The sequence below is a fragment of the Undibacterium sp. Di26W genome (assembly GCF_049340265.1).
GTDB lineage: Bacteria > Pseudomonadota > Gammaproteobacteria > Burkholderiales > Burkholderiaceae_D > Undibacterium.
In genome coordinates this window covers 1-381 of record NZ_JBMPOR010000081.1, presented here as the reverse complement: position 1 = coordinate 381, position 381 = coordinate 1, and the positions used below count along the sequence as shown (strand labels likewise).

Sequence of the window (381 nt, the reverse complement as noted above, 5' to 3'; positions counted from 1 at the left end):
TGCCATACGTACTCTGGAACTCCGTACTGGCAACAAACGACGCACTGATCTTGGAGAGACTCAAGCCCGCCTTCTCTTGCTGCATCCAGTACGCCAGGCCATCGCGGTCCGGCAAGCGGTCAAAGGCACCAAAGTACAGCCGCGTCAGACTGCCGATGCCATTCTGGAATTCCGACGACGCCATGAACGACGCCGCCACCTGTGCCCTGCTCATCTTGCCACTGTCAATCTGCTGCTGCCAGTACTGCACCCCCGCCGTATCCGCTTCCCGGAACAGCACATCGCGGTACAACTGCATGGCAAACAAGTCAGAACGGTGCAAGACATCATTGTCTTTCGCCAGCGGATTGGTCCCCAGTTGTAATTCCACCGCATCCGGGA

The 381-nt window shown here is 57.7% G+C and carries 1 protein-coding gene; it reads right to left on the bottom strand.

The window, feature by feature from the left end; translation table 11 throughout:
* Positions 1-381: DUF4214 domain-containing protein (locus tag ACO0LM_RS28730; protein ID WP_423042370.1), on the bottom strand; the 381-nt coding region annotated here is incomplete at both ends.